This window comes from Pseudomonas agronomica (assembly GCF_025917275.1).
Classification (GTDB): domain Bacteria; phylum Pseudomonadota; class Gammaproteobacteria; order Pseudomonadales; family Pseudomonadaceae; genus Aquipseudomonas; species Aquipseudomonas agronomica.
The window spans coordinates 1-3,032 of the sequence record NZ_JAOSHO010000556.1 but is presented as its reverse complement, the minus strand read 5'-3'; the positions used below and the strand labels follow the sequence as shown (position 1 = coordinate 3,032).

General features: G+C 59.5%; 3 protein-coding genes. 1 reads left to right on the top strand and 2 read right to left on the bottom strand.

Features of this window, described 5'->3' with window-relative positions:
- Positions 1-124: 124 nt before the first annotated feature.
- Positions 125-799, top strand: coding sequence for a ribose-5-phosphate isomerase RpiA (rpiA, locus tag OC610_RS24370; RefSeq protein WP_249876595.1), 675 nt, complete (start codon positions 125-127; stop codon positions 797-799).
- 142 nt (positions 800-941) lie between these two features.
- On the opposite strand, the gene OC610_RS24365 is transcribed toward rpiA, so the two are convergent.
- Positions 942-1,856 carry an SdiA-regulated domain-containing protein gene (locus tag OC610_RS24365; protein ID WP_264431508.1) on the bottom strand — a complete coding sequence of 305 codons (915 nt, stop codon included), beginning with the start codon at positions 1,854-1,856 and terminating at the stop codon, positions 942-944.
- A 120-nt stretch (positions 1,857-1,976) separates the two neighbouring features.
- Positions 1,977-2,903: an SdiA-regulated domain-containing protein gene (locus OC610_RS24360; protein WP_264431505.1), complete on the bottom strand. Its 927-nt coding sequence runs from the start codon at positions 2,901-2,903 to the stop codon at positions 1,977-1,979.
- Positions 2,904-3,032: the final 129 nt, after the last annotated feature.

Genomic DNA, 3,032 nt, shown 5'->3' with positions numbered 1-3,032 from the left:
CCTACACAGTTCAACACAGCTCCTGCGGCCTCGGCGGGATCGGTACCAATCAGGCAATGACCAAGGCCTTTTCGACGCCTATAATGCCGGCCTTTCGTTCCCTCTCGGCACCTTCGGAGCCCGCATGACCCAGGATCAACTCAAACAGGCCGTGGCCCAGGCCGCTGTCGACCTCATCCTCCCGAAACTGGATGACAAGAGCATCGTCGGGGTCGGCACCGGCTCTACCGCCAATTGCTTCATCGACGCACTGGCGCGGCACAAGGGCGCATTCGATGGCGCGGTCGCCAGCTCCGAAGCCACCGCCGCACGCCTGAAGGGCCACGGCATCCCGGTGTACGAGCTCAACACCGTGAGCGACCTGGAGTTCTACATCGATGGCGCCGACGAAAGCGACGCGCACCTGAACTTGATCAAGGGCGGTGGCGCGGCATTGACCCGTGAGAAAATCGTCGCGGCCGTCGCCAAGACGTTCATCTGCATCGCCGATGCCAGCAAGTTGGTGCCGGTGCTCGGCGCGTTCCCGCTGCCGGTGGAAGTCATCCCGATGGCTCGCAGCCACGTGGCACGCCAGTTGGTGAAGCTGGGCGGCGACCCGGTGTATCGCGAGGGCGTGTTGACCGACAACGGTAACATCATCCTCGATGTGCACAACCTGCAGATCACCAACCCGGTGGAACTGGAAAGCCAGATCAACGCCATCGTCGGTGTGGTCACCAATGGCCTGTTCGCTGCCCGTCCGGCCGATGTGCTGTTGTTGGGGACTGCTGATGGGGTGAAGACCCTGCGGGCTGAGTAAAAGCCGGGCTGATTCAGCACCGAACCCTGTGGGAGCGAGCTTGCTCGCGATGGCAGTGTGTCAGCCAACAGCAGTGTGTCGGATAGACCGCCATCGCGAGCAAGCTCGCTCCCACATTGGTTTGTAGTTCAGAGTAAGTGGTTCAAGGCTGTGGCTTCTTGAACACATAGAACAGATTCGGCTCGCTCACCACGTACAGGTTGCCATCGTCGTCCATGGCCAGGCCTTCGGCCTGCGGTATGGTTTTCTCCAGTCCATGGCGACCCTTGTTCAGCGACAGCGTGCTCAGCGGTCGTCCATCAATATCCAGCTCGATGATCAGCCGCGACTCATCGGACAGGGCCAGCAAGTGGCCGCTGCGTTCGTCGTATTGCAGGCTTGAGAGATCGCGGACAAACAACCCGGCGTCGCGCTTGGGGTTGTTGATGACGTGCACCGCGTAGGATTTCTCCGGATTGTGGTGGGGAAAACCGTGCACTTCGTAGATCAACATCGGGTCGCGTTCCTTGGCAACGAACAGGCGCTTGCCGATCGAGTCGTAGGCCAACCCTTCGAAGCCCTTGTTACCGCTCATGTGGACGCCGAGCGTCATCTGCTCGGCGTCGGCCGCGTCGAGGAATCGGGTGTCTTCTTCCAGGTGAATCTTGATCAGTCGTTGCTGGCGTTCGTCAGTGATGACGTAGATGTTTTCACTGATGAACTCCACCGCTTCCGGGTCGCCGAAGCCGATCAGGGCGATGCGCCGCAGGATCTTGCCGTCCAGCGACAACTCGATCAGTTCGGCATTCTGATTGGTCACGGTGAACAAGCTCTTGCGGACCGGATCGAACGTCAGCGCCGACACATCGTCGTCGAGGCCTTCGATGACCTGGGCTTGTATCGTGACCTGATACTTATCCAAGGCAATGGCCTGCTCGCCAACGGTATGCCATAGGGTATTGATGTTGAACCAGGCGCGTTCGAACAGGCGCAGGTACTGTCCTGCTGCGATAAGCAGAACCAGGGCGACCGTCAACGACAGGAGAATCAGGGGCTTGGGGCGGGCGAGTCGACGCATGTGGGGTGGGCTCGGATAAGAACAGGTGGCTGGAAATACCACGACTGCCTGAACTGAAGCTTAATGGCTGTGTGCCACACCCTACAACGAAGGAAGATGGGTCCTGCAGAGTTCGCGCCGTCAGCGTGTTTTTTCAAAACGATAGAACAGGTTGGGTTCGCTGACCATGTAAAGATTGCCTGCCTCATCGACGGTGACACCTTCGGCGCGGGGAATCGTGTCTTTCAGGCCGTTGAAACCACCCAGCAGCGTAGTGAAGCTGACTTGATCGCCTCTTTGATCCAGTTCCAGCAGCAAGTGGGAGTCGGCGGACAGCACCAGCATATGACCGGTGCGAGGGTCGACCGCGAGGGCCGAGAGGTTGCGCAGATCCAGCTCGTCATTCACATGGATCTGCTTGTCGCCCTTGAGCGATTGGCTGCCATCGCTTTTCCAGGTGAACAGGGCAGGTGGGCGCTCTTCACCCAGCACCAGTTGCTGGTTACGGGGATCCCAGACGACTGCCTCGAACCCTTTGTTCTGGTTCTTCGATGGGCCAAGGTCATATTTGGGAAAGTCCTTGCTGTCCAGCGTCTGCGTTTGGGCATCGACCTGCACGATCGACAGGGTATGGTTTCGCTCATCCGTGATGGCCAGCAGGCCATTTTCCATATAGGCCACGCCTTCCGGATTGCTCCAGCCCACCAACGGCATCTTGCGCAGTACGTCGCCTTGCAGGTTCAGTTCCACCAGGAACGGATTCTTGCCCATGACCGCAAACAGGGTTTTGGTTTGCGGGTTGTAGGTCACGTCCGAGGCTTCGTCTTTTTCCATGCCGGGCAGGGGCTTGGCGTCGATCACGGCGCGGTAATCCGGCAGCCAGACACTCTCCTGGCGCTGGGCAGGGCTTTCGAAGTGTTCGGACACCCAGAGCAGGCCTCGGTCATCCCAGTGCATGGCGAATGCCAGCCCGTAGGCAGCGACGGCCGCCAGCAACAGCCAGGCGTACCAAGGCAAGCCGAAGCGAGCGCGTCGGGCGGAAGTGGGCAGGGTTTGGGTCTTGGCCATCAGGGATGCGTTCCAGAAATTCGCACGAGGGATTGGCAGGCTCAGATGCCGCAATCCCCGGAATTATCCGGATGGCATGTGAAAAAAACGGTAAATGGTGGGGTGGAACTCAACCCATCCCCTGTGAGC